The organism is Sphingomonas sp. 2378 (assembly GCF_038084995.1).
Lineage (GTDB): Bacteria > Pseudomonadota > Alphaproteobacteria > Sphingomonadales > Sphingomonadaceae > Sphingomonas.
The window spans coordinates 1-218 of record NZ_JAXCMJ010000174.1 but is presented as its reverse complement, the minus strand read 5'-3'; the positions used below and the strand labels follow the sequence as shown (position 1 = coordinate 218).

General features: G+C 69.7%; 1 protein-coding gene. It reads right to left on the bottom strand.

Annotation, left to right across the window (positions count from 1 at the left end):
* Nucleotides 1–217 (bottom strand): GTP-binding protein (locus tag SM191_RS19810; protein WP_341507691.1); only part of this gene is annotated, 217 nt, incomplete at its 3' end.
* Between the last annotated feature and the right edge of the window lies 1 nt (nucleotide 218).

Sequence of the window (218 nt, the reverse complement as noted above, 5' to 3'; positions counted from 1 at the left end):
CCAGATAGTCGAACCGCCCCGCTTCGGCGAGCGCACGCACCTCCGCCAGCAGGTCGTCGCGCAGCGTGCAGCAGATGCAGCCATTGGTCATCTCGACCAGCGCCTCCTCCGATCGCGACAGCGCCGCCTCGCCGCCGCGCACCAGGTCGGCGTCGATATTCACCTCCGACATGTCGTTGACGATCACCGCCACCCGCCGCCCCTCGCGGTTCGCCAGG